Source organism: Actinomadura opuntiae (assembly GCF_030283205.1).
Lineage (GTDB): Bacteria > Actinomycetota > Actinomycetes > Streptosporangiales > Streptosporangiaceae > Spirillospora.
In genome coordinates, this window is record NZ_JASNWF010000005.1 from 59,367 (window position 1) to 83,142 (window position 23,776).

Sequence of the window (23,776 nt, forward strand, 5' to 3'; positions counted from 1 at the left end):
TTCTCGGAAGGATCGGAACGTCATGAGCATCCCGCCTTACCCGGACGGCTCCGGCGGGTATCCCGGCTTGCCGTGGCCTCCTGACCCTTCGGCGCCGCCGCCGTCCCCGGACGACCCGTACGAGCCCCTGGACCTGCCGCCGGCGCCGCCGATGCAGGGCGACCTCGTCCCGCCGCCGGACAGCTACGACCGCTCCACCCGGCAGCGGGTGTTCTACCTGCCGGTGACGGCGGGCGAGGACCTGCTGGGCTACCTGTGGGCGGCCGCGGCCAATCCCAACGCGTGCGGGTTCATCCGCAACATGCGGTTCGCCGATCGCAGCCTGAAGGCGTCGTCGTTCTGGAACCGGCGGCTGGACGAGGCCTACCGGGAGCGGCTGCCGGCCCAGGACGCGGTGCGCCGGTGGCGCGGCGCCCCCGAGGACCCCGAAGGCGGCACGATCCCCGCCGACGCCCAGGAGCAATGGGCGCCCAGCAGGATCGCGCTGGCCGAAGCGCTCAACCCGGGCGGGCCGCACTCCCCCGGCCCGCTGGTCCAGGACGGCCTGTACCCCGACGGGACGCCGGTGGACCGGTCGCAGGGCTGGGGCCCGCTGGTCAGCGTCTCGCCCCCGACCTATCCGCAGGAGACGGCCGAACCGGTGATCTACCTTCCGGTCGTGCTGGGCGGGAACCTGGTCGGGTACGTGTGGGCGGCGGTGCCGGGGGACGCGGCCGGTTACCTGTGGCGGGGCCCGGCGGGCCGCGCCGGGACGATCGCCGCCGGCCTCTGGCAGGCCCGGCTGTCGGACGCGTTCCACGCCGGAGCCCATGCGGTCGAGGCGATCCGCACGTTCCGCGGGCTGGCCGAAGACCACCTGTCGGGGACCGTCCCGGCCGACGCCGCCGAGCAGCAGGCCGCGTCCCTGGACGACCTGAAACGCCTGGCCGAGCAGTGATCGGCTCCGAAGATCCACTGCGGGGCCGCCCCCAGGTTCCGTCCGTCCCGCCACGTTCGTTCTAACGGAGAGTTTCTGGCATGCCGTCGGCGAGGAAGACCTATCCGCGCTACTTCACCTACAACAGACGGCCGGTCGTCTTCGTCGAGGCACCGGGCGGCGACCTGGACTGCGTCGCGTGCAGCGCCCAGTCCGGCGGCTTCGTGCGGGCGATGCGGTACATCGCAGAGATCGACTTCAACCACGACGCCGACATCGAGCAGCTGACGTTCGAGGAGTTCGTCCCGGCGGTGGAGATGTACCGGGCGCGGGCCAGGCTCGGCGAGGGCGCGGTGAAGGCGCTCTACGAGACCATGGTCGGCTTGGAGGAGACCGCCGAGCAGGAGCGGCGGCCCTTGTCCGCTGAGGAGAGGGCGCTGATCCGTTCGCTCAGCAAGCGGACGCACCCGCTCTTCGAGGAGTACCTGCGCGGGCAGGGCCGGGACGGGACACCGCCGCCGGTGCCCGCCGCGCTGCGGATTGCGCAGGTCTTCGACTCGATCGACCCCGACGGCACGCCGCACTACGACCGTCCGCCCGTGCCCGAGCACGAACGCGAGCAACTGCTGCGCTACCTGCAGGAAGCGCCGATCGTGCTGGCGGCCCGCGGCTACGACACCGACCGCCTCGACCCGGCCCACCCCGCAGAGGTCCCGCTGACCTACCACACCAACGGCGTGTGGATCTGGCCCGGCGCCGTCCACTACTACCTGCGCGTCCACGGCGTCCCGCCCGAGCCCCGCCTGGTCGGGTACGCCTCCGCCGCGAACTTCCGGCTCGGCGAGGTCGATGAGGAGACCCGCGCCGAAGCCGTCGCGACGATCACCCGTCCCGCCGACCCCGCTCCCGCCCCCTGACGATGACCGTACCGGCCCTACCCGCAACCCCGCAGGACGAGCACGACCTGACCGACGCGCTGGCGCCCGAGAGCCCGATCCTGTTCTTCCGCGCACGCCGCCTCCTCGACGAGTGGACGCGCGACGCCGCCGCCCGCTTCCTGGTCGGGCGGCTCGAGGACGGCTGCTGGTCGGTCCTGCACGGCGACGACGGCTGGCACTCCATCGGGACGGACGCCGAGCACAGCACCCACGACACCGCCCGCGCCGCCGTCGCCCACGCCCTCGGCGGCCTGCTCACCGAGGCCGGCACCGGCCTCAACATGAAGATCATGGAGATGGCCGGGATCGTCGAAGGCCCCGAGCTCGACTCCACTGACTGGGGCCCGTGGACCCTCACCGATTCCGGCCGACGACTCGGAGCGGAATCAGAGCACGCGCCCCGGCCGGCCGCCGACGTCCCCTGCATCGCGCTCGACCGCCTCCCCGGACACAGAGGCGCCTACATCGCGCTCCGGCCCGAGGCGGCCCCGGAGCACGGCCCGTATGTGACCGTTCATCACATCTTCGAACTGGCCGCGTTCCGGCAGCTGCCCGAAGGGCCCGGCGAACCGCCCGAAGAGCTCACGGAAGGCTCCGTCCTCGACTGCTACGGCGACACCGGCCAGGTCTTCCTGTACGAGCCCGGCACGCCCTTCCACGAACGCGGAATACCAGGCTCGGCCGACCGTTACCCGCACCGCTTCTACCGGCTCCAGCGGCCGCTGCGCGTCCACCCCGCCTTCCCCCTCGAATACACCATCGTCGCCCGCGGAAGGACGACCGGCTCCGGCCGCGGCTACTACCTCGTCGATTCCGTGGCCGACCTCCTGCGAGACGGCGCACTGGTCGAGACCGCCGATCCGCGCGAGGAGACCGCATGAATCCGGAGGAGGAACGGGCGCACCTGCAGCGGATGATCGACGAACTCGTGCGGCTGCTTCCCGATGGCTGGCACGACGCCCGGCTCACCTACCGCGCGGTCGGCGACTACGAAGTGATCCGCCTCGTCGGGCATGAGGAGGACCCCTACCAGCGCGGCATCTTCGAGGCGTCACGGCTGCTCCCGCAGACGGGGATCCCGGACATGCTGCGCCGTCACAGGGAGATGACCCACCACCCCGATGACGGCGCCTGGATGTCGCTCGCCTACTCCGTGCGGGGAGGCGCGGAGGCACCGGTCTGGAGCGTCGAGGCCGACCCGCCCGAAGAGTTCCCCTGGGCGGACGAGGTCACCCCGGCGGACGCGGCGACCGAACTCGCCCGGTACCCCCGCCCCGACGACCGGACTCCGCAATGGCTGGCCCACCTCGCCGCCCTGCACACCATCGGCCAGGCCTTCGACCCGGAAACGCTCCGCCAGGCACCGCAGGCCGAAACCGACCTGGCCCGGCTACTGCCGCCCGGCCTCGAAGATCTCTTCACCACCGCGCGCGCGAAGCTCGCCGACTACGTCCCGGGCGTCGACCGCCTCCGCGCCGGGACGATCGCCGACGGCTGCTGGACGATCGCCCACACCACCGGCGCCTGGCTCGCCATCGGCCCCGACTCGGCCGTCCACCCCTTCGGCGATCCGCGTGCCGCCACCGTCCACGCGATGGCCGGCGTCATGGCCGACGCCGGTATGGAGATCAACAGCCAGGTCCTGCTCGTTGCCCGCGTCCTGCGCAGGAACCGCGTCCCCCGCAAGAGGCAGGACGCGTGGACGCTGGCGTCCGGGGCCGATTCACCGGCCGCCGGCGCCTATGACTCCGTCCGGCCCGCCGGACCGGGCCCGTACATCGCCCTGGACGCACTGGCCAACCGTCCGGGCGGATACTTCGTCTGCTTCCCCGGGCCACGCCCTGAAGACGGCGCGTTCATCTCCGTCCACGACATCTACGGCGCCCTCGCCGGAACCGGCCTCCCCACCGCCGTCCCCGAGCCGGCACCCGAACCCGAGCCACGCCCGGAACCGCCCAGCGAGATCCTGCCGGTCGGCAAGGAAGTCGACACCTACCATCCCCCCGCCGACCGCTACGTCTTCGACATCGGCACGCCCTGGGAACGCCGCGGGCACATCAACCTCCACGGCCTCACCTACCGGGTCTACCGCGTCCAGAAACCGCTGCGCGGCTACAACGCCCTGTTCCACCTCGGCCCCATCGGCTCCGGAACGCCCCCGCCCGAAACCGGAATGGGCTACAACGTCGTCCACTCCATCGCCGACCTCGTCGCCTCCGGCCACCTCGTCGAGATCACCGGACCCGGCGGCGAACCCGGCCCCACCGTCCAACCGCCAGAGGAGCAGACATGACCAGCCCGTCCGGCGCGGCTCCCGGCCGCGGACCGATGCCCTACGACCAGGACCGCTACCAGGATCTGATCCGCGGCATAGCGACGCTGCTGGCCCAGGCGGCCCCGCCCGGCTGGCGCCGCATCGACCTGCGCATGATGATGACCGTCGCCGTGTCCGACGCCGTCCTGACCGTGCCGATGGAGGACGGCGGCACCGAGCCGGTCGAGATGCCCCGCGACATCCTCGAGATGGCCGCCGAACTCCGCTCCATCATGTACCGGCAGGACCGCGGCACCTGGATGAGCATGCGCGTGATGCTCGAACCGCCCGGCTCCTACTACACCGCCTACAACAACGACTACGACCCGAACTGGGAACCGGAGATCCCGGACGAGGCCTACGCCCAGGACCTGGCCGCCTTCCCGCGCGCCGACGAGAACATCCCCGACTGGCTGCGCGCCCGCACCGGCCGCCCGCCGCTGCCGCCCCGGCCCGTCACCCCGCTCGGCCCCGTCGAGCAGAAGGACCTCCTCGAAGAGATCACCTCCGCCCTCGTCGACGCGCTCCCGGCCGCCTGGCAGCACGCCGACATCCTCTACAAGGCCCTCGGCTCGCACACCGAGACATCGGCCCAGCTCCTCATGTGCAACACCCACATGCCCAGCCTGTGGACGCCGCCGCCCGCCGCCGCCGACCTCTTCGACCGCCTCCGCCGCGGCATGTACTCCGACGGCCTCGGCACCTGGTTCACCACCCGGTTCCAGCTCACCTTCCCCTTCTCCTACCAGGCCGAATACACCAACGACACCGAACCGCGCTGGAAGACGCCGCCCCCGCCGTCCGCCTACGCCGAAGACCTCGAAATGTTCCCGCGCACCCCGGACAACACCCCGCCCTGGCTCCAGCAGCCGGGTTGACCGCTCCCGGCGGGCACTGCTGGAGTCGGCACGTGAACAGCATCCCCGCCAACCGGCAGTACTGGAACCAGATCAGCCGCACCTACCAGCACGAGCACGACCCGCAGATCGGCGCCGCACCCCGGCTGTGGGGCATGTACTCCATCCCCGACACGCACCTGCACGCCTTGGGCGACGTTGCGGGCAAGCGCGTCCTCGAACTCGGCTGCGGCGCGGGCCAATGGTCCAGGTCACTCGCCGCCGAGGGCGCCACCGTGGTCGGGCTCGACCTGTCCGAAGCCCAACTCGCCGCGGCGGCCCGCGCGATGGGAACGGCCCGCTACCCGCTGGTGCAAGGCGCCGCCGAACGGCTCCCGTTCGCCCCCGGCAGCTTCGACCTGGTGTTCTGCGACCATGGCGGGCTCAGCTGGGCACCCCCGCACCTGGCCGTCCCGCAGGCCGCACGCGTCCTGCGCCCCGGCGGGCGACTGGTGTTCAACGCCGCCAGCCCATGGTTCGAAGCCTGCTACGACGAGGACGCCCGCCGCGTGACCACCACGATGCACCACGCCTACTTCGGGCTGCACACCATCGCCGAAGACCACGGCGCGGCCAGCTACCAGCTCACCTACGGCGACTGGATCCGAACCCTGCGCGGCGCGGGCCTCATCATCGACGACCTCATCGAACCGCGCCCCGAACCCGGAACACCCAACGGCTACAACGAAACCGACCCACCCGACTGGGCACACCACTGGCCGGCAGAAATGCTCTGGATAACCCACAAACCATAATCCAGTCCGACGTCAGCGCTTCAGAGTGTCGAAGATCTGCGGCAGGAGCATGACATTCTGGTTCTGTTGCGGAATTTTCAGAATCGGCTTGTCGGCACCGCGGGCATGGACGAAGTACCACCCCTTGTCAAAGGTGATGCCCTCGATGCCCTCCCACCCGCGCGACACACTGCCCCCGACGAACCCGTTCCGGTTGATCCGGATCTTGCCGACCTCCACGGTCTGCCCCGCCTCGATCGCGGCGAGATACTGCCGGAGCAACCGCGGCTCCACGTACGTCCTGGACAGATCGACGAGGAACTGCCAGTCGGACGGCGGCTTGTTCGCGCGCAGCCCGGTCTCCTCGAACGCCAGGCCGGGCGCCTCGTTGACGGGGAAGAACCCGATCTCGAAGTGGTAGTCGGTCGAGGTGTGGACGCTGCCGATGTTCAACGGCCCCCGCATCCGGGTCTGCACGGCCGTGTACCCGACGTACTCCGCCTTCGCCAGCTCGATGGTCGTCCGGGCCCACGTGATCGAATGCGCGTCGGCATGCAACTCGACCCCGTACCGCTTCTTGTGCAACACCGGCCCGCCGTACTGCGGCGCCTGCCCCACCCCGTACTGCGGCTGCGGCGCCGCGGGCTGCTGCGCGGGCGTCGCGTTGACGTGCTCGGTCCACTTCGTCCCGTCCCACCAGCGGTGCCCGCCCCCACCGTACGGATCCGCATACCACCCGGCCTGAGTCACACTCCCACCTCCCAGCACACCACCACTCAACCCCGAACATATCCGCTCCCCGCCGCAAGCCCCCGCCCCACTTCCCACCACCCCCGAAAGCACCACCCCCTAGCAACAGGAGGCTCCAGCATCACCGCAACCGAGGCGCCCACTTCACCCGGCACGCACCTCATCAGCAGACATCGCCGCTAACCGCCGTTGATTCATTTTCGAGCGCCTCGCGCCCGTCAGCTCCATCATTGCTATTCGGGGCGGCGCGGCCCGGCGCGAGGGGGGCCGGGGTGGTGCTTCGTTGGATTCCGGGGCGCGCCGGCCGTCCTTGCTTCGGTGTTAATCTCGCACCGCATCGGGTGACGGGTTCGCTGTGGTTTGGGGGCTTGAGGGGTGGCTGAGGGTTCGCGGCCGGAGTTCGTGGCTCCCGACCAGCAGTTGGACGGGTCGGACCGGGAGGCGGTCGAGTCCGGTGACGCGGGCGTCCGCGAGGCGGTGCCGGAGTTCGCTGCGCCGGAGCCGCCTGCAGAGCGCTCAGACGGGCCCTCAGGGGCTTCGAGGGCGCCTCGACGGTCTGCCCTTGGGTGGATGAAGACACGTCCGCGGGTGGCGATTGCGGGGGCGGTTGCGGCGGTTCTGGTGGTCGGGGGTGGGGTTGCCTGGGGTGTCTCGGGGTCGGCTGACGAGCCTCCGCCGAAGCTTCACTTCGCCGCGCTGCCGGACGCTTGCCAGTCGCCGTCCTCTGCCGTCCTGTCCAAGTACCTGCCGGCGGCGGGAAAGCCCACGCCGGACGCCGGTGGTGTTTCCGGTGACCAGCAGTACGTGGGGTGCGATTGGCGTGAGCCGCTCAGCGCCGAGAAGGGCAAGACGCTCGTCGTGCGGCATTTGCGCGTCGCAACGCGGGTGTTCGTCGGCGCGTTCGGGCTCGCCGATGCCAAGTCAGATTACCGGTCGGCTTGGCGGACGTCGTCGCAGGGAACGGTCACCGACACTGTGGGTTCGACTCACAAGGAGGCGCCGCAGTTGGTGCGCGGCCTCGGGAACGAGGCTTTCCTGCATCACCGGGTCACGACGACCGCACTTGGACGCAGCGGCATCTCCAGAATCGTCGTCCGGCTGGAGAACGCCGTCATCACCGTGGACTTCGACGGCGCGACCTATCCGCTCGCCCATGACGGAGTCGCGGTCCAGAGCAAGGGCGTTCCGCTGGACGAATCCGTGACCCGGCAGGGAGTCGAGGCGATCGCCCGCGATGTCGCGGCCGGCTTGGCCTCGTGCAAGGTCTGCCTGCGCCGCTGATTCGCGGCTGCCGGTCGCCGCGTGCGCTCGCCGGTTCCTGTCAGACGACGAGGGCGGACGGAGTTCAGGCTCCGTCCGCCCTCGTCATGTCGCGGCGATCAGTCCTGCGGTGGTGCCAGGTTCGGGTTGGGCCGGCCTTGCGGCGAGGGCGGCCCCGGGTTCGAGTTCGGGCCGCCGGGTGGCGGTGCGAAGTTCGGGTTCGGCTGACCCCCTGGAGGTCCGTACTGCTGGCCTCCACCCTGCGGCGGCATGGGTTGTCCGCCGGTGTGGCCGCCGAAGGACGGAGGTGTGCCCGGCTGCCCCGTCGGCTGCGGACCGTTCGGGAAGGGGCCGGTCGAGTACGGCCCGCCCGGCTGCCCGTTGGCGCCACTCGACTTCCGGCGGCGGAGCACGATGATGAGCCCGACTCCGACCACCACGACAACGACCACGATGACGCCAACGATGAGCAGCGTATTCGAGCCGCCGGAGTCGCTGCTGTCGCTCTTCGGCGCCGCCTGGTTGTCGCCGCCGGTGGGCTTTTTGACGGCGACCTTGTCGAGCCGCGCATACACCGGGTTCGGGGCGTTCTGCGGAACGCTGTTCTTCAGCGCCCGCGGGATGCTGATGACGCCATAACCGAGCTGGTCGTCCTTGCCCGGCGTCCCGAAGTCCTTCGCGGTGTTCGTCAGGACCTGGACGACGCGGCGCGCCTTCATCTGCGGGTACTTGCTGCGGAGGAGCGCGACGGCCCCGGAGGTCAGTGCCGCCGCCTGGCTCGTCCCGGCACCGCTGTTGTAGACGTGCCCGGTCTTGCCGATACCGCCGACGCCGGCACCCGGTGCCGCGACCGTGACGTAGTCCTGGCGTTGGGTCTTCTCCCACGGCTTGCCCTGGTGGTCGACCGCACCCACGGCGAGCACCCCCGGGCAAGAGCCCGGATACTCGGCGTCGTTGGTGGAGTCTCCCGAGTTGCCGGCGGAGGCGACGACGACCACGTTCTTGGATTCAGCGTATTTCAGTGCCTGCAGGACATCGTCCGGACAGTTGTTCTGGCTGACGACACCGCTGCCTTCGGAGAAGTTGATGACCTTGGCGCCATGGTCGACGCCGAAGCGAATGGCCTTGGTCAAGCTGGGCGGCGAAACGCCGGGCGAATAGATCGGCAGGATCTTCGCCTCGGGTGCGATGCCGTAGAACCCCGAATGCGTGCCGCGAGATGCGATGAGGCTGGCCATGGCCGTGCCATGGCCCTCGTCGGTGTCCTGGTCCTTTCGCCCGTCCCCTCCGGGGTTCCGGAGGTCGGTGCCGGGAAGGACCGCGGGCTCCAAGTCGGGCAGGGAGGCGTTGACCCCGGTGTCGACAACGGCGACCGTGACGCCCGCACCCTTGGTCTGGGGCCAGACATCCGTCTTGATCCCCCAGGAGTCGAACCACCACTCGTCCTGTTCGAGGGGCCCGGCATGGGCCACGGTGACCGGCCCCAGAGCCAGGCCCATCGCGGCCACGGTGGCCGTCGCCGCTTGGATCAGCCGTCGCATTCGTCCTATCCCATCCAGATGCGGAAAGGGCGGACGGAGGTCAGGCCCCCGTCCGCCCTGGTCACGTCGTCAGTACCGCGGCGATCAGCCGATCACCGGAGGTGCGGTGTCGTCGTCGGCTCCCCAGACGTCCTCGTCCTCGGACAGCCAGGTGGTGCGCTCGCGCTCCTCTTCCTTGCCGCCGCCGTGGCCGCCGTGGCCCATGGGCATGCCGCCGCCCATCCGGCCCGCGCCGGCGCGTCCGGCCGCACCGGCCGCTCCGCCACCCGCGCCCATGCCGGCGCCGGCGGCACCCATGCCGCCCGGACCCGCGCCGAAGCCGCCAAGGCCGCCGCCCGCGCCGGCGCCGCCGCCGAGGCCGCCGGGGTCGGCTCCGAAGCCGCCGCCGCCACCGCCGCCGAGGCCGGTGGGCATGCCCCCGCCGCCACCGCCGCCGGGGAAGCTCGACAGGTCGCTGCCCAGGCCGCCGGGGTCGCTGCCGAAGCCGCCGCCACCGCCGCTTCCGAGGCCGCCGTGGCCGAGGCCGCCGGGGTCGTTGCCGAAGCCGCCACCGCCGCCGGCGCCACCGCTGCCGGGCAGGTGCGGTCCTCCGTCACCGGACGGAGCGAACGGGCTGGAGCCGCCGGAGCCACCGCTGCCGGAGCCGAACTTGCCGAGGCCGCCGGGGTCGCTGCCGAAGCCGCCGCCACCGCCGCCGGCGCCACCCCCGGGAAGGCCACCGCCGCCTCCGCCGAAGCCACCGCCACCGCCCGGACCGCCGCCCGGACCGCCGCCCGGAGGCGTGTCGGTCAGGCCACCGCGCTTGTCCTCCGGCAGGTTCTGGTCGATCTGCGCCGGGTGGGCGTTGAAGGCCTCGCCGGTCCGGTTCAGGAACCGCTGCATCAGTTCGCGGCCGTGCTCGTCGTCGCCGCCGGTGTGGATGAGACCGTCACTGGCGTCCTGGCCGGCCTGCTTGTACCAGTCGAGGATCTGCGTGCCGTACCAGTGGTAGGTAGAGGCGTTCGTATGGCTGTTGTTCGACAGCTTGATGGCGGTCGAGTGCACCTGCTGGAGCTGCTGGACGGCCTTCTTGGCCTCGTCGCCCTTCCAGTGCTTGACGAGCGTCTCGGCGAACCCGCGCAACGCGGTGCTCATCTCCGCGAGGGCGTCCGCCGCGTCGGAGTAGGCGGTGCCGGCGTCCTTGACCGGCGCCGAGTTGATGCTCGACAACTTCTTCTTGACGTCGTCGAGGCTCATCCCGTCGGCAGTCGGCTTGGACCACGACTGAGAGCCGCGGATGACGTAGTACTCCTGTCCCATGGCTGTACCTCCCTCCGTTCGGCGGACTACTTGAAGTTGGCGTTGCCGCCGGGCTTGACGCCGTTGACCTGCTGCTGGGTCTTGCCATGGGCGGCCTCGTAGCCGTCCGCGGTCGCCTTCAGCTTCTCGATCACACCGTTGTAGGCCTCGGTGATGTTCTTGATGTAGGTGCCGAAACCGTCGCGGGACTGGTTGGCCAGGTCGACGAAGCTCTCGCTGCCCGGGACGCCGCCGAGGTTCCCGGTGGTGATGGCGATCTGCTGGACCTTGCCGAGGCGCTGCTGCCAGCCGGTGAACTGGCTGTGCATCTTGCTGGCCAGGTCCCGCAGCTCCTGCGGGTCGACCTCGTAGCCGTCGTCGGCCTCGACGCCCCACTTCTCGTCGTCGGGCTGGGAACCGCGCGGGACGGCGTTGGAGGGGTCCGTCGGGCTCTTGGCGGGGACGCCGTACTGGTAGTAGAGCTGCCGCTGCTCGTACTCGGGAAGGTTGTCCCACTCCTGCTGGGTCAACCCGTGCTGAGTCTGGACCTGGGCGTATTCACCGCCGCCGGTCGTGTAGGTGTAGTCGATCTTCGCGAGCGCTTCAGGCGGCAGGTTGTACTTGCTCATAGCTCATCCTCCTGGCGAATGGCCTCCGGACCCCCCTGGCGCGCCTACGTCGTGCGGCCCGGCGGGGGCTGCACGACGTAGGCGGTCCAGCGGTCGTTCAGCCCCAGATGCCCTGGTTGCGGCGCTCCGCGGCGCTGTAGTTGCTGTGCGCCTCGCCGATGACGACGCCGAGCTGGTTGAGGACCTGGCCCATGTGGGCTGCGGCGGCGTCCCACGTGCGCTTGGCCTCCCAGTAGGCGCCCTGCGCGCTGCCCTCCCACTGCGAGAGGTGCTGCTCGAGGCTCTTCTCCAGGTCGTGGAGCTCGTCGGTCAGGGCGCGGTAGGCCAGCGAGAAGTCGGCCTGCGCCTGCTGCATGCTGCCGAAGTTTGCCTTGGTGTAACTGTCGCTCACGTCACGAGTCCTTCGCGTTCAGGGGGTCGGCGGGTGGGAGGGACGATCAGGTGCCGCCGTTGAGCAGCTGGTTGATCTTGTTGACCGCCTCGGTCTGCTCCTGCTCGGTCGACTCGTAGGTGATCTTCGTGTGCGTCAGCTTCTGGTGCATGCCGTCGAGGGCGGTGCGCACCTTGTTCATCTCGGTCTGGAACTCGTTGAAGACCCGGTCGAACGACACCGCGGCGTTGCCGGCCCAGCCGGCCATCAGGGAGGACTTGTGGCCCTCGAGCTGGCTCTGCAGGCCCTTGACGATGTTCGCGGAGTCCTCGATCCGCGTCGCCGCCTGCTGCATTGCGCTTCTGTCGACTGCGGACTGTCCACCCACAGTGTCACCTCCGTTTGCGAGTCTGTGGCGCCGCGCTCCGGGAGCCGCGGGGCCCTGGCGCAACGGCCGGCCCGGGGAGCGCTCCTGAGGCACGAAATGTCAGCGATCATAGGTCGTATGTCCCGCCTATGTCGACGTGAATGATGATCTAGCGGTTCATGGCGGGATGGGAGTATTCATGTGATATACGTCACACCAATTTACGGACAGTCCCTTCGTCAGCCCTGGACGGTCGGAATCGGCTTTCGGGCCTGTGTCGGGTCCAGTGCGGGGCCCTGCGGGATCAGGTGCACCACGCTGGACGGCACCGGCGCGGCCTTCTTGGCGTCGTAGCCGAGCTTCTTCGCCACGTCCGCCGACGGCAGCGCGAACCGGATGCCCTGGTCGTTGACGAGCGACAGCGACCCCGTCCCCTCGTTGGAGGCGGCGGACGAGTCGCCGCCGCCCGGCACGAGGCTCATCAGCGCAGCGCCGCCCGGCGGCAGCACCATCTGGTCCACGGTGCTCGCCCCGCCGGCCGAGCCCGACCCGAGCACGCCCGCGGACGGCGCGGGCAGCGACCCGCCGACCGTCAGGTGCGAGACGGCCGACCCGACCTGGAACACCGAGCACAGCGGGGTGGAGGGGTCCCACTTGACGAACTTTGGCAGCGTCGGCGGCAGGTTCTGGTCGAGCAGCCGGGTGCCGGACGTGATCCGCTGCGCCGACGACACGTCGGTGTCGACCGGCCGGACGCTCGCGCCCGGGTAGGCCTGGCTCTCGTTCGGGTCCAGCAGCAGCAGCTGCGCCTGCGTCGCGTTGATCTGCGACAGCCCGTCCTGGAGCATCACGTACCAGAGCGTCTGCCCGCCCGCCCCGGTCTGCGCGCGGAACACCTGGCCGACCCTGGCCTGTCCGCCGCCGGGCCCGGCCACCGCCTTGCCGCGCCCGGGGACGTTCGGGGCGCCGAACGCGCCCGCGGACGGGATGGCGTTCAGCCACTTCGGCGGCACCTTCTCCGCCTCGGGGCCGTTCGTCAGCACCGACACCTGGTTCAGCGGCAGCGACAGCGGCATCCGGTGGTCCTTCCAGATCACCCAGGGGGTGCCGCTGGACTGCACCACCAGCGCCTCGCCGTCGCCGAGCCCGCGCCCGCCGACCTTCCGGCCGGCGGCCAGCGCGGTCAGCTGCTGCGGGACGCCGTTGGCGGCCTGCGTCTCGCGCACGCACACCGACCACGGGCCGCGGATGAGCTGGTCGCTGTCGGGCAGCGAGTCCGGCGCGCCCTGGATGCCGATCATCGCGCCGCGCTCGAACCCGTCCAGCGACTTGCGCGACACGGCGCGGCGGGTGACCTTGTCGGAGTTCAGCGCCAGCATCGCCGAGGCGTAGTTGGCGACCGGGAACATCTTCTTGGTGTTGGCGTCGTAGATGTACTTGGTGCCGGTCTCCTTCTCGATGATGACGACGCCCGGCTCGTCCAGCCCCTTGGCGCCGCCCGGCGACAGCAGTCCCCAGATGCCGAACACCGCGACGACGAGCAGGCCCACCATCACGCCGCCGAACGCGGCCGCCGACAGTCGCCGCATCGGCGACTCGGCGACGTCGGGCTCGCCCTGCAGCAGCGCCAGCCCGACGCGCTGCGTCATCAGGCGGTGCGCCTGGTAGAGATCCCGCCTGCTCTGCATCAGCGCCTCACCCGGCCAGCCCGCGGACGCGGGAGTAGACGTCCAGCACCGCGAGCGCCAGCGGGATCAGCGAGATCATGACCAGGATGTCGAGGATGTCGCCCCAGCGTCCCCAGACCGGGGTCGGCTTGTGGGTCGGCAGCCACAGCGTCACGCCGACGACGATGCCGACGATCACCAGCAGCGGGACGAGCGCCGCGGCCAGCGCGACGATCTGGCTGCCGTGCAGCGCGACCCCGAGCACCGTCAGCACCAGCCCGAACAGCCCGACGACCAGCATCCAGGCCCGCTGGGACACGCCCCGGAAGACGCGGGCGCGCAGCAGCAGCGACACCGACATCACCGCGCTCGTCGTCGGCCCGGCCCAGCCGTCGGCGTTGAAGAGGAACAGCATCGCGCCCGCGGCGACGAGCGCGATCGAGGCGATGAGGCCGGTGGAGAAGCGGTCCGCGGCGGCGGTGCGGGCGAGCACCATCCGGCCGTCGACCGTCTCGGTGTCGCGGCGCAGCTCCTCTGCGCTGGACGGGACGGGCGGCAGCGGCACCCGCGCCAGCTTGAACGACAGCGACGGGACCGCCGCGATGAACATCATCACCACGACCGCGGCCACGGCGGCGATCCCGGCGGCGGGCAGGTCGTCGAAGGCGAACCCGACGCCGGAGCCGACCGCGCCGACGAACCCGGCGAACGCCACGCCGAGGAACACCGGCAGCCCGTCCGCGACGCCGAACGCGGCGATGATCGCGGCGAGCGCGGCGACCCCGAACCCGGCGAGCAGGTGCGGCGCGCCGAGGTCGAACAGCTCCAGGCCCTTGCGGGCGGGGGCCAGCGCGCCGGCGAGGAAGGCGTAGGGAAGCGCCGCGTACCCGAGGACGACGCCGGCGCCGGAGTCGGCGATCGCCCGCGACAGCACGATCGCGACGACGAGCGTCAGCAGGGCGATGAGGCCGGATGCGGCCGCCGGAATGATCCACGGCGGGCCGGACAGCGCGATGACGACGGCGCCGACGACCAGCGCGACGCCGGCCGCGCCGAGCCCGAACGAGCGGGTCGTGGTGGGCCGCCAGCGGTCCGAGCGCTCCCGGATGCCGGTGGCGATGACGTCGGCGACGTCGTCGAACGACATCTCCGGCAGCTGCGCCATGCGCGGCCGGAAGTAGAGGATCTCCCCGTCCCGCACCCCGAGGGCGCTGGTGGTCTGCGCCGGGTCGAAGGGGTTGCCGTCCAGCCGCTGCAGCACCCAGCCGGAGTGCGCGAGACCGGCATCGGCCATGTTCTCTCCGGCGGCCCGCAGCAGGGTCGGGAGCATGTGCGCCAGCGGCACGTCGGCGGGCAGGGACACGTCGATGCGCCGCCGCGGCGCGACGATGGTGACCCTGCACAGTTCGGTTGTGGCGGGGGAATTCACGGGAGCTCCCGTCCTCCAGGTCAGATCAGCGGGCTGGATCCGATCGACGCGCAGCTTAGGATGTGACGTCCGATTACGCTAAATCAACACCAAACTCCACCAACCCGCGGGTCGGTCGTGCTCCCCGTCGCATCGCGGCCGCGCCCGGGACGCGTGGGCCCGTGAAGGGAACGCCCAGGTGAGCACGATCCTCGTCAAGCGCAAGGAGCGCCGGAAACCGCCCCCTGCCCCCAAGGGCGAGCTGCTGCTGGAGTCCCCGCCGGAGATCCCGGAGATGCAGAGCGGCGGGATGCAGGCGGTGCTCACCTACCTGCCGATGGCCGTCATGCCGGTGATGATGGGCCTGATGTTCCTCGGCGGCGGCACCAAGTCGCCGATGATGATGATCAGCAGCGGCGGCATGGCGCTGGCCATGGGCGGCATGATGATCGGGCAGATGGGCCGCGGCTCCGGCGAGCGCAAGTTCAAGCTGAACGGCGCCCGCCGCGACTACTTCCGCTACCTGAGCCAGGTGCGGCGCCGGGTGCGGCGCGCCGCCGACCAGCAGCGCGAGTCGCTGGAGTGGAACAGCCCCGCCCCCGACTCGCTGTGGTCGCTGGTGATGAGCGCGCGGATCTGGGAGCGCCGCCCCGCCGACCCCGACTTCGGCAACGTGCGGATCGGCGCCGGGCCGCAGAAGCTCGCCGTCCAGCTGATCCCGCCGGAGACCAAGCCCATCGAGGACCTGGAGCCGATGACGGCGGGCGCGCTGCGCCGGTTCGTCCGCGCGCACTCCACCGTCCCGAACCTGCCGGTCGCGGTGTCGCTGCCGTCGTTCTCCCGGATCCTGCCGATGGGCGACATCGACGCCGTCCGCGGCATGGTCCGCTCGATGATCGCGCAGCTGACGGCGTTCCACTCCCCCGACGACATGCGGGTCAGCGTGTGCGCGTCCGCCGACGCGATGCCGCACTGGGACTGGGTGAAGTGGCTGCCGCACTCGATGCACCCGACGGTGACGGACGCGGCCGGGCCCGTCCGGCTGATGGCGGGCAGCCTCACCGAGCTGGAGCGGATGTTCGGCACCGAGGTGAAGGACCGCGCCCGGTTCACCCCCGGCCTGTCGCAGAACGACCTGCCGTACCACGTCGTCGTCGTGGACGGCGGCGCCGTCACCCCCGACTCGCAGATCGGCTCGGACGGCATCGAGGGCGTCTGCGTCATCGACCTCACCGGGCACGTCGCGCCGACCGCCGACAACACGATGCTGCGGCTGCGGGTCGCCGCCGACAAGATGGCGATGCTGCGCCGCGACCGCACCGGCAAGGACGTCGCCAGCTCCCTCGGCCGGCCCGACCAGTTCAGCTACGTGCAGGCCGACGGCCTCGCCCGGCAGCTCGCGCCGCTGCGGGCCAGCGCCGCCGCCGGCCCGGAGATGGACGCGCTGTCGGCCGCGACGACGCTGACGACGCTGCTCGGCGTCCCCGACCCGGCCCGGATCGACCCGCGGCAGTCGTGGCAGCCGCGCGCGCCGCGCAACCGGCTGCGCGTCCCGATCGGCCTGGACGCCGACGGCCGCCCCATCGAGCTCGACATCAAGGAGGCCGCGCAGGGCGGGTACGGCCCGCACGGCCTGTGCATCGGCGCGACCGGTTCCGGCAAGTCGGAGCTGCTGCGCACCCTCGTCCTCGGCCTGGCGATGACGCACTCGTCGGAGGTGCTCAACTTCGTCCTCGTCGACTTCAAGGGCGGCGCGACGTTCCTCGGCATGGACGGCCTCCAGCACGTCTCCGCCATCATCACCAACCTGGAGGACGAGCTCCCCCTCGTCGACCGCATGTACGACGCGCTGCACGGCGAGATGGTGCGGCGCCAGGAGTGGCTGCGGCAGGCCGGCAACTACGCCTCGCTGCGCGACTACGAGAAGGCCCGCGAGCAGGGCGCGCCGCTCAAGCCGATGCCGACGCTGTTCGTGGTGCTGGACGAGTTCTCCGAGCTGCTGTCGGCCAAGCCCGACTTCGCCGAGCTGTTCGTGATGATCGGACGGCTCGGCCGGTCCCTCGGCGTGCACCTGCTGCTGGCGTCGCAGCGCCTGGAGGAGGGCAAGCTGCGCGGCCTCGACACGCACCTGTCGTACCGGATCGGCCTGCGGACGTTCTCGGCGATGGAGTCGCGGGTCGTGCTCGGCGTCCCCGACGCCTACGAGCTGCCGCAGGCGCCCGGCAACGGCTACCTGAAGATCGGCACCGAGACGATGACGCGGTTCCGCGCCGCGTACGTGTCGGGGGCCTACCGTCCGGAGGAGGACGCCGGCGCGCACCAGGGGCAGCAGGGGCCGCGGCAGCTCGCGCAGATCGTCCCGTTCACGCCCGCCTACGTGCAGCCGCGGATGCAGGAGCAGCCGCAGCAGCAACAGCGGGCCAAGGAGGACGACGGCCCGCAGATCAGCCTGTTCGACCTGGTCGTCAAGCAGCTCGCCGGGCACGGCCCGCCCCCGCACCAGATCTGGCTGCCGCCGCTGGAGGAGTCGTCCACGCTGGACCAGGTGCTGCCCAACCTGCAGCAGACCCCCGACTTCGGCTTCACCACCGCCGGCTGGGACGGCCGCGGGCAGCTGCACGCGTTCGCCGGCATCGTCGACAAGCCGTTCGACCAGCGCCGCGACCCGATGTGGCTGGACCTGTCCGGCGCCGCCGGGCACGTGGGCGTCGCGGGTAACCCGCAGGCCGGCAAGTCGACGCTGCTGCGGACGCTCATCACCTCCCTCGCGCTGATGCACACGCCGCAGGAGGTGCAGTTCTACTGCCTGGACTTCGGCGGTGGCGCGCTCGCACCGCTCGCCGACCTCCCGCACGTCGGCGGCGTCGCCAGCCGCCTGGACCCCGACCGCGTCCGCCGCACCGTCGCGGAGGTGTCGGGCCTGCTGGAGTCGCGGGAGCGGTTCTTCACCGAGCGCGGCATCGACTCGATCGCCACCTACCGGCGGCTGCGCGCGTCCGGGCAGATCCCCGGCGACGGCTTCGGCGACGTGTTCCTCGTCGTCGACAACTGGCTGACCGTCCGGCAGGAGTTCGAGGCCGTCGAGGCGACCATCACCGACCTCGCCGCCCGCGGCCTCGGCTACGGCATCCACGTCATGGCCGCGACGAACAAGTGGTCGGAGTTCCGCCTCACCATCCGCGACCTGTTCGCGACGAAGCTGGAGCTCAAGCTCGGCGACCCGTACGAGTCGGAGATGGACCGCAAGCTCGCCGCGAACGTCCCCGAGGGCCGTCCCGGCCGCGGCATCACCCGCGAGGGCCTGCACTTCCTCGGCGCGCTGCCCCGCACCGACGGCCGCCCGTCCTCCCAGGACCTCGCCGACGGCGTCAAGCACCTGGTGGAGACCGTCCGGGCCGGCTGGCAGGGCCGCCCCGGCGCGCCGAAGGTCCGGATGCTGCCGGACGTGCTGCCGCTGTCGTCGCTGCCTCAGGTCACCGAGACCGGCAAGCGCATCCCGATCGGCATCGACGAGGACACGCTGTCGCCCGTCATGCTCGACTTCGACAACGACCCGCACTTCGTCGTCCTCGGCGACAACGAGTGCGGCAAGTCGAACCTGCTGCGCGTCATCGTCGACGCCGTCAAGGCCCGCTACACCACCGACGAGGCCCGCATCATCATGCTCGACTACCGCCGCGCCCTGCTCGACTGGGCCGAGAGCGAGCACGTCATCGGGTTCGCGGCGTCCTCGACGGCCGCGGCCGGGCTGATGAAGGACGTCAACGGCGCCCTGGTCAACCGGCTCCCGCCGTCCGACCTGACGCCCGAGCAGCTGCGGAACCGGTCCTGGTGGAGCGGGTCGGAGCTGTTCCTGATCGTGGACGACTACGACCTGGTCGCCACGCCGTCCGGCAACCCGCTCGCGCAGCTCGCCGAGCTGCTGCCGCAGGCCCGCGACATCGGCATGCACCTGATCCTGTCGCGGACCATGGGCGGCGCGGGCCGGGCCATGTTCGACCCGGTCATGCAGCGGCTGAAGGACATGGCGACGCCGGCGCTGATCATGTCCGGGAACAAGGACGAGGGCAACCTGTTCGACGTCCGCCCGGGGCCGCTGCCCGTCGGCCGGGGCACCCACTCCGACCGCCGCGCCGGCAAGCGCCTCATCCAGACCGCCTTCCACGGCGGCGTGCAGTAGCGGTCACGCGTGGCGAGCCCCGGGCCGGACGGCCCGGGGCTCCTCCATCTGCGCGGCGATCGCCGCCTGGAAGTGGCGGCACTCGGCGATGTCCTCGTGGTCGCAGGCCAGGGCGCACTCGATGACGTCGAGCGCCGCCCGCGCCCGGGCGGTCCTCTCGGCGAGGGCGTCGCGCTGCCGGTGCAGGATCTCCCGGCGCTCACCGGCGTCCTCGGTCGCCAGCACTCCGCGGATCTCCTCGAGTCCGAGACCGGCCTGCTTCGCCCGCAGGATCACCGCGATCCGGTAGAGGTCCCCGCTCCGGTACCGGCGGCGGTCCCCGGCGGCGCGCTCCGGGTTCAGCAGCCCGACCGACTCCCAGTGCCGCAGCACATGCGTCGCCAGCGCGAAGCGCCCCGCGACCTCCCCGATGCCCATCGTGGCGCTTGACTTCATGTCGACATTAAGTCGCAGCATGGCCGGCATGTCCACGGATCTGATCGCCAGGCTCGACGCCGCCGACGCCACCCCGGACGCAACCCGGCTGCGCGCCCGCACCTACGACCTGCTGCGCGCCGCACCCGGCGCGCTCGTGGCCGGCGCCCTCGTGGCCGGCGCCCTCGTGGCCGACGCCCTCGTGGCCGACGCCCTCGTGGCCGACGCCCTCGTGGCCGACGCCCTCGTGGCCGACGCCCTCATGGCCGACGTCGGCTGCGGCGCCGGACGGGCCGTCGCCGAACTCACCGCCCGGGGCGTCCGGGCGGTGGGCGTCGACCTCGACGAACGCATGATCGCGGCAGCCCGCACCCGCCTGCCGGACGCCGACCTCCGCGTCGCCGACGCCTGCGCCCTGCCGTTCCGCGACGGCGAACTCGCCGGCTACCGCGCCGACAAGCTCTTCCACAACCTGCCCGACCCCGCACTCGCCCTGTCGGAGGCCCGCCGTGCCCTTGCCTCGGGCGGACGCATCGTCCTGTGCGGCCAGGACTGGGACACCCTCGTCCTCGACTCGTCGCTCCCCGACCTGACCCGCGCCCTCGTCCACGCCCGCGCCGACCGGCTCCCGTCCCCGCGGGCCGCCCGCCAGTACCGCAGCCTCCTCCTGGACGCCGGCTTCCACGACGTGACCGTCGAGGTCCACACGGCCGTGTTCACCGACCCCGCGATCCTGCCCATGCTCACCGCCCTCGCCGAGCCCCGCGGCGCCGACGACTGGCTCGCCGACCAGCGAGAACGCGCTCGAACCGACCGCCTTTTCGCGGCCGTCCCCTTCTTCGTCGCGTCCGGCGCCAACCCTTGAGCCCGGTCATACGACACCCACCGAATACCGAGGCGCTCCGCGACCGGAAACAGCGGCCGCGGAGACGCCCCGAATTTCGGCGTGCCGTAATGCCAGGACGGGCAGGACTCCGCCATCGCCCAACGTCAGATCGAACTGGTCAATCCTCGCCTCCCGAACCGTATGGAACGGACTGCTCGGACGGGCTGGTCAGCGGGCCCGAGCGCAGGAGGGTTCCGCAGAGGACGGCGCCGGCCGCGAAGATGCCGGCGCACCACCAGAACACCGTCGTGTAGCTGTGGATCGCCGCGAGTTGCAGCAGTTGCGGTGTCGGCCGTCCGTGCAGGTGGTCGGCCAGGTAGCCGGTGGTGGCGCTGGCCGCGATGGTGTTGAGCAGCGCGGTGCCGATCGAGCCGCCGAGCTGCTGCCCGGTGTTGATGCTCGCCGAAGCCACGCCCGCGTCCTGCGGCGCCACGCCGAAGGTACCGGTGGCCGCCGCCATGCCGAAGACGAGGCCCATGCCCGCCCCGGTCACCATGAGCGGGCCGAGCAGCGCCGACGCGTAGCCGGAATGCGCGTCGATCCTCGTCAGCCAGACCATGCCGGCCGCGTTGACCAGCATGCCGACGATGACCATCGGCTTCGGGCCGAACCGCGGCATCAGCTTGGTGTTGCCCAGGAGGGCCAGGGCGCCGCTGCACACCACCATGGGCAGCATGGCGAAGCCCGACCTGACCGCCGAATACTCCAGGGTCACCTGCATGTAGTAGACGAGGAACAGGAAGACGCCGAAGGTAGCGGCCCCGCTGACCAGGATGGTCAGGTACGCGCCGGCCCTGTTCCGGTCGAGGACGATGCGGGGCGGCAGAAGCGGCTGCCGGGTGCGCGACTGCCAGACGGCGAAGGCGACCAGCAGCACGACGCCGGCCGCGAGGAAGCCCCACGTCGAGGGCGTGCCCCAGCTGTGGGACGCGGCGTTGGAGAAGCCGTAGACCAGGCAGAACATCCCGGCGGACACCGCCGCCACCCCCGGCACGTCCAGCCGGCCTCCCGGGGTCCGGTCCTGCTTGCCCACCAGCAGCACGCCACCGACGAGCGCGACCGCGGCGAACACCAGGTTGACGTACATGCACCACCGCCACGACAGGTACGACGTCAGCGCACCGCCGAGCAGCAGCCCGAGGCCCCCGCCCGCGGCCGCGACCATGCCGTAGACGCCGAACGCCTTGGCCCGCTCCTTCGGGTCCTTGAACGTCGTGGCCAGCAGCGACAGGGCGGACGGCGCCAGCAGAGCACCGAAGACGCCCTGGCAGGCGCGCGCCGTCACCAGCATCGAGAAGTCGACCGACGCACCCCCGACGGCGGAGGCCGCCGCGAAGCCGACAAGGCCGGTGAGGAAGGTCGTCTTGCGGCCGACCAGGTCGGCGAGCCGCCCGCAGAACAGCAGCAGGCTGCCGAACGACAGCGCGTACGCGGTCACGACCCACTGCCGGTCGGCGGTCGAGAAGTCCAGCGCGCGCTGCGCCGACGGCAGCGCGAGGTTCATCACGGTCAGGTCCAGGACGACCATGAGCTGGGCGGCGGCGATGACGGCGAGGATCAGCCATCGCCGCGGATCCAGGGCCGTCGTCCCGGCCGCCTCTGAGCCCGGCCCCGCCACCGGGACTGCACTGCGTGTCGCCACGATCATCTCCTTGCCACATGGACTCGGGGCGCCCGGCTGCGGTCACTACGCTGGTGACGACGTCGCCGAGCCTCCCGTCCGGTTGGTCTCAGCAGTCCGACGACACGGCCCGCCGGAATGTCAGGCGGCGAGGCGACCTGACGATTCGGGGCGGTATCTCGTCGGACTGGTGACGGCAGAGCCGACCCAGGGAGCCTCCGGAACATGACCGACCACCCGGTGCCAGACGCGGGCCTGAACGCGATCATCAGCGAGCGGCGTCAGCTGATCAATCTCTCCTACCGGCTCCTCGGCTCCCTCGCCGACGCCGAGGACGTCGTCCAGGAGACCTACGCCCGCTGGTACGCCATGTCCCGGCGCCAGCAGGACGCGATCGCCTCGCCCGGCGCCTGGCTGTCGAAGGTCGCCAGCCGCATCTGCCTGGACGTGCTCGGCTCGGCCCGCGCGAGGCGGGAGCGCTACGTGGGCGAATGGATCCCCGAGCCGGTGCCCGAACCCACCCAGTGGATCAGCGGCCGCCCGGGCGCCGCCGCCCCCGACCCGGCCGACCGGGTCACCCTCGACGAGTCGGTCAGCATGGCGTTCCTCGTCGTCCTCGAATCGATGACCCCGGCCGAACGCGTCGCGCTCGTCCTGCACGACGTGTTCCGTTACCCGTTCGCCGAGATCGCCGAGATCACCGGCCGCACCCCGGCGGCCTGCCGCGAACTGGCGTCCTCGGCCCGCCGCCGCATCCGCGCCGCCCGGCCGCCCGCGACCCCGGCGGCCCACCAGGCCGGCATCGTCCGGAACTTCAAGCAGGCGCTGCAAGCCTGCGACGTCGACGCCCTCGTCGGCCTCCTCGACCCCGACGCCACCCTCACCGCCGACGGCGGCGGCCTGGTCAAGACCGCGCTGCACCCGATCGAAGGCGGCGAGCAGATCGCCCGCGCCTGCGCCGAGATCGGCCGCCGCAATGCCGACCTGGTCCTCTCGGAGCGCACCGTCAACGGCCAGCCCGGCCTGATCGCGCAACGCGACGGCGTCACCGTGTCGGTGTACGCATTCGAGATCGCAGCCGGACGGATCAAGCACATCTGGGCAGTACGAAACCCCGAAAAACTCCGCCCATGGACGGAAACCTGACCCGCCGACAACCCGGCTCGCTGGGTAACCCCCATCGCCGAAACAACCAAGCGCGAACGGGCACAGCACTCAAGGCCCGTCGACGGCACGAACCTGATGGCGAACGGAGCACGAGGCGCGGCAAACGACTGCCCCGGGGCAAGGACGCGCGCGATGTGAGCCAATGCGCGGCGACAAAACAGCGCTGGCGCATCACAAGACGAGAGGCCGCTGCGAGCGCCAAGCGAGCGACCAACGCAAAGGCACGTCACGAGACGCAACGACGGGACGCTCGCATGGCTAGGCACGGCGCAAGCCGAGTTGGCGGGACGCATCGCAAGACGGGAAGCGGCCGCAGCACGACGCAAACTGCCAAGGCAAAGGCATGTCGCGGGACGCCTTGCATGGGCCGGGGCGGGGCACGACGCGAGCCGAGGGGGCAGAACGTCGCATAGCGAGAGGCGGCCGCAACGCGATGCGAG

General features: G+C 71.4%; 20 protein-coding genes. 10 read left to right on the plus strand and 10 right to left on the minus strand.

The annotated features are described in order from the left end of the window. Positions 1–22: 22 nt before the first annotated feature. The 6 genes from QP089_RS11480 (at position 23) to QP089_RS11505 (ending at position 5,819) form a co-directional block, all read left to right on the plus strand. Positions 23–937, plus strand: a complete 915-nt coding sequence (locus QP089_RS11480; protein WP_285911509.1) for a hypothetical protein — start codon at positions 23–25, stop codon at positions 935–937. Between the two features lie 80 nt (positions 938–1,017). Next, the gene (locus QP089_RS11485; protein ID WP_285911510.1) at positions 1,018–1,833 is read left to right on the plus strand and encodes a hypothetical protein; all 816 of its coding nucleotides are present in this window, start codon (positions 1,018–1,020) and stop codon (positions 1,831–1,833) included. A gap of 2 nt (positions 1,834–1,835) precedes the next feature. Continuing rightward, the gene (locus tag QP089_RS11490; RefSeq protein ID WP_285911511.1) at positions 1,836–2,735 is read left to right on the plus strand and encodes a TNT domain-containing protein; all 900 of its coding nucleotides are present in this window, start codon (positions 1,836–1,838) and stop codon (positions 2,733–2,735) included. Then, complete coding sequence (locus tag QP089_RS11495) at positions 2,732–4,147, plus strand: glycohydrolase toxin TNT-related protein (protein ID WP_285911512.1); 1,416 nt, start codon at positions 2,732–2,734, stop codon at positions 4,145–4,147. The genes QP089_RS11490 and QP089_RS11495 overlap by 4 nt, the downstream gene beginning before the upstream one ends. Further along, the gene (locus QP089_RS11500) at positions 4,144–5,046 is read left to right on the plus strand and encodes a hypothetical protein (protein WP_285911513.1); all 903 of its coding nucleotides are present in this window, start codon (positions 4,144–4,146) and stop codon (positions 5,044–5,046) included. The genes QP089_RS11495 and QP089_RS11500 overlap by 4 nt, the downstream gene beginning before the upstream one ends. A gap of 32 nt (positions 5,047–5,078) precedes the next feature. Continuing rightward, positions 5,079–5,819 carry a class I SAM-dependent methyltransferase gene (locus QP089_RS11505; protein ID WP_285911514.1) on the plus strand — a complete coding sequence of 247 codons (741 nt, stop codon included), beginning with the start codon at positions 5,079–5,081 and terminating at the stop codon, positions 5,817–5,819. Between the two features lie 12 nt (positions 5,820–5,831). Here the strand turns inward: QP089_RS11505 and QP089_RS11510 are convergent, their stop codons facing one another. Continuing rightward, positions 5,832–6,548, minus strand: a complete 717-nt coding sequence (locus tag QP089_RS11510) for a DUF2510 domain-containing protein (RefSeq protein ID WP_285911515.1) — start codon at positions 6,546–6,548, stop codon at positions 5,832–5,834. A 570-nt stretch (positions 6,549–7,118) separates the two neighbouring features. On the opposite strand from QP089_RS11510, the gene QP089_RS11515 reads away from it, so the two are divergent. Continuing rightward, complete coding sequence (locus tag QP089_RS11515; RefSeq protein ID WP_285911516.1) at positions 7,119–7,829, plus strand: hypothetical protein; 711 nt, start codon at positions 7,119–7,121, stop codon at positions 7,827–7,829. A 98-nt stretch (positions 7,830–7,927) separates the two neighbouring features. Here the strand turns inward: QP089_RS11515 and QP089_RS11520 are convergent, their stop codons facing one another. From QP089_RS11520 to eccD, 7 genes are all read right to left on the minus strand, one after another. Beyond that, positions 7,928–9,349, minus strand: a complete 1,422-nt coding sequence (locus tag QP089_RS11520; RefSeq protein WP_285911517.1) for a S8 family serine peptidase — start codon at positions 9,347–9,349, stop codon at positions 7,928–7,930. An 84-nt stretch (positions 9,350–9,433) separates the two neighbouring features. Next, entirely contained in the window at positions 9,434–10,648 is a 1,215-nt protein-coding gene (locus tag QP089_RS11525; RefSeq protein ID WP_285911518.1) for a hypothetical protein, read from the minus strand. 26 nt (positions 10,649–10,674) lie between these two features. Beyond that, on the minus strand, positions 10,675–11,256 hold the full coding sequence (locus QP089_RS11530) for a WXG100 family type VII secretion target (protein WP_285911519.1): 582 nt from the start codon (positions 11,254–11,256) through the stop codon (positions 10,675–10,677). Between the two features lie 97 nt (positions 11,257–11,353). Continuing rightward, positions 11,354–11,647 carry a WXG100 family type VII secretion target gene (locus QP089_RS11535; protein ID WP_285911520.1) on the minus strand — a complete coding sequence of 98 codons (294 nt, stop codon included), beginning with the start codon at positions 11,645–11,647 and terminating at the stop codon, positions 11,354–11,356. A gap of 46 nt (positions 11,648–11,693) precedes the next feature. Further along, complete coding sequence (locus QP089_RS11540; protein ID WP_353070571.1) at positions 11,694–12,107, minus strand: WXG100 family type VII secretion target; 414 nt, start codon at positions 12,105–12,107, stop codon at positions 11,694–11,696. A gap of 125 nt (positions 12,108–12,232) precedes the next feature. After that, positions 12,233–13,681 carry a type VII secretion protein EccB gene (gene eccB / locus QP089_RS11545; protein WP_285911522.1) on the minus strand — a complete coding sequence of 483 codons (1,449 nt, stop codon included), beginning with the start codon at positions 13,679–13,681 and terminating at the stop codon, positions 12,233–12,235. Between the two features lie 7 nt (positions 13,682–13,688). Further along, a complete protein-coding gene (gene eccD / locus QP089_RS11550) occupies positions 13,689–15,089 on the minus strand; it encodes a type VII secretion integral membrane protein EccD (RefSeq protein WP_285911523.1) in 1,401 nt (466 codons plus the stop codon). Positions 15,090–15,267: 178 nt separating this feature from the next. On the opposite strand from eccD, the gene eccCa reads away from it, so the two are divergent. Then, positions 15,268–19,248, plus strand: a complete 3,981-nt coding sequence (gene eccCa, locus QP089_RS11555; RefSeq protein WP_285911524.1) for a type VII secretion protein EccCa — start codon at positions 15,268–15,270, stop codon at positions 19,246–19,248. A gap of 3 nt (positions 19,249–19,251) precedes the next feature. Here the strand turns inward: eccCa and QP089_RS11560 are convergent, their stop codons facing one another. Then, positions 19,252–19,683: a MerR family transcriptional regulator gene (locus QP089_RS11560; RefSeq protein ID WP_285911525.1), complete on the minus strand. Its 432-nt coding sequence runs from the start codon at positions 19,681–19,683 to the stop codon at positions 19,252–19,254. A gap of 28 nt (positions 19,684–19,711) precedes the next feature. On the opposite strand from QP089_RS11560, the gene QP089_RS11565 reads away from it, so the two are divergent. Beyond that, a complete protein-coding gene (locus QP089_RS11565) occupies positions 19,712–20,527 on the plus strand; it encodes a methyltransferase domain-containing protein (protein WP_285911526.1) in 816 nt (271 codons plus the stop codon). A gap of 139 nt (positions 20,528–20,666) precedes the next feature. Here QP089_RS11565 and QP089_RS11570 read toward each other — a convergent pair whose 3' ends face one another. Next, positions 20,667–22,190 carry an MFS transporter gene (locus QP089_RS11570; RefSeq protein ID WP_285911527.1) on the minus strand — a complete coding sequence of 508 codons (1,524 nt, stop codon included), beginning with the start codon at positions 22,188–22,190 and terminating at the stop codon, positions 20,667–20,669. A gap of 204 nt (positions 22,191–22,394) precedes the next feature. On the opposite strand from QP089_RS11570, the gene sigJ reads away from it, so the two are divergent. Then, positions 22,395–23,315 (plus strand): RNA polymerase sigma factor SigJ, encoded by a 921-nt coding sequence (gene sigJ / locus QP089_RS11575; RefSeq protein WP_285911528.1) that lies wholly within the window; start codon positions 22,395–22,397, stop codon positions 23,313–23,315. Positions 23,316–23,776: the final 461 nt, after the last annotated feature.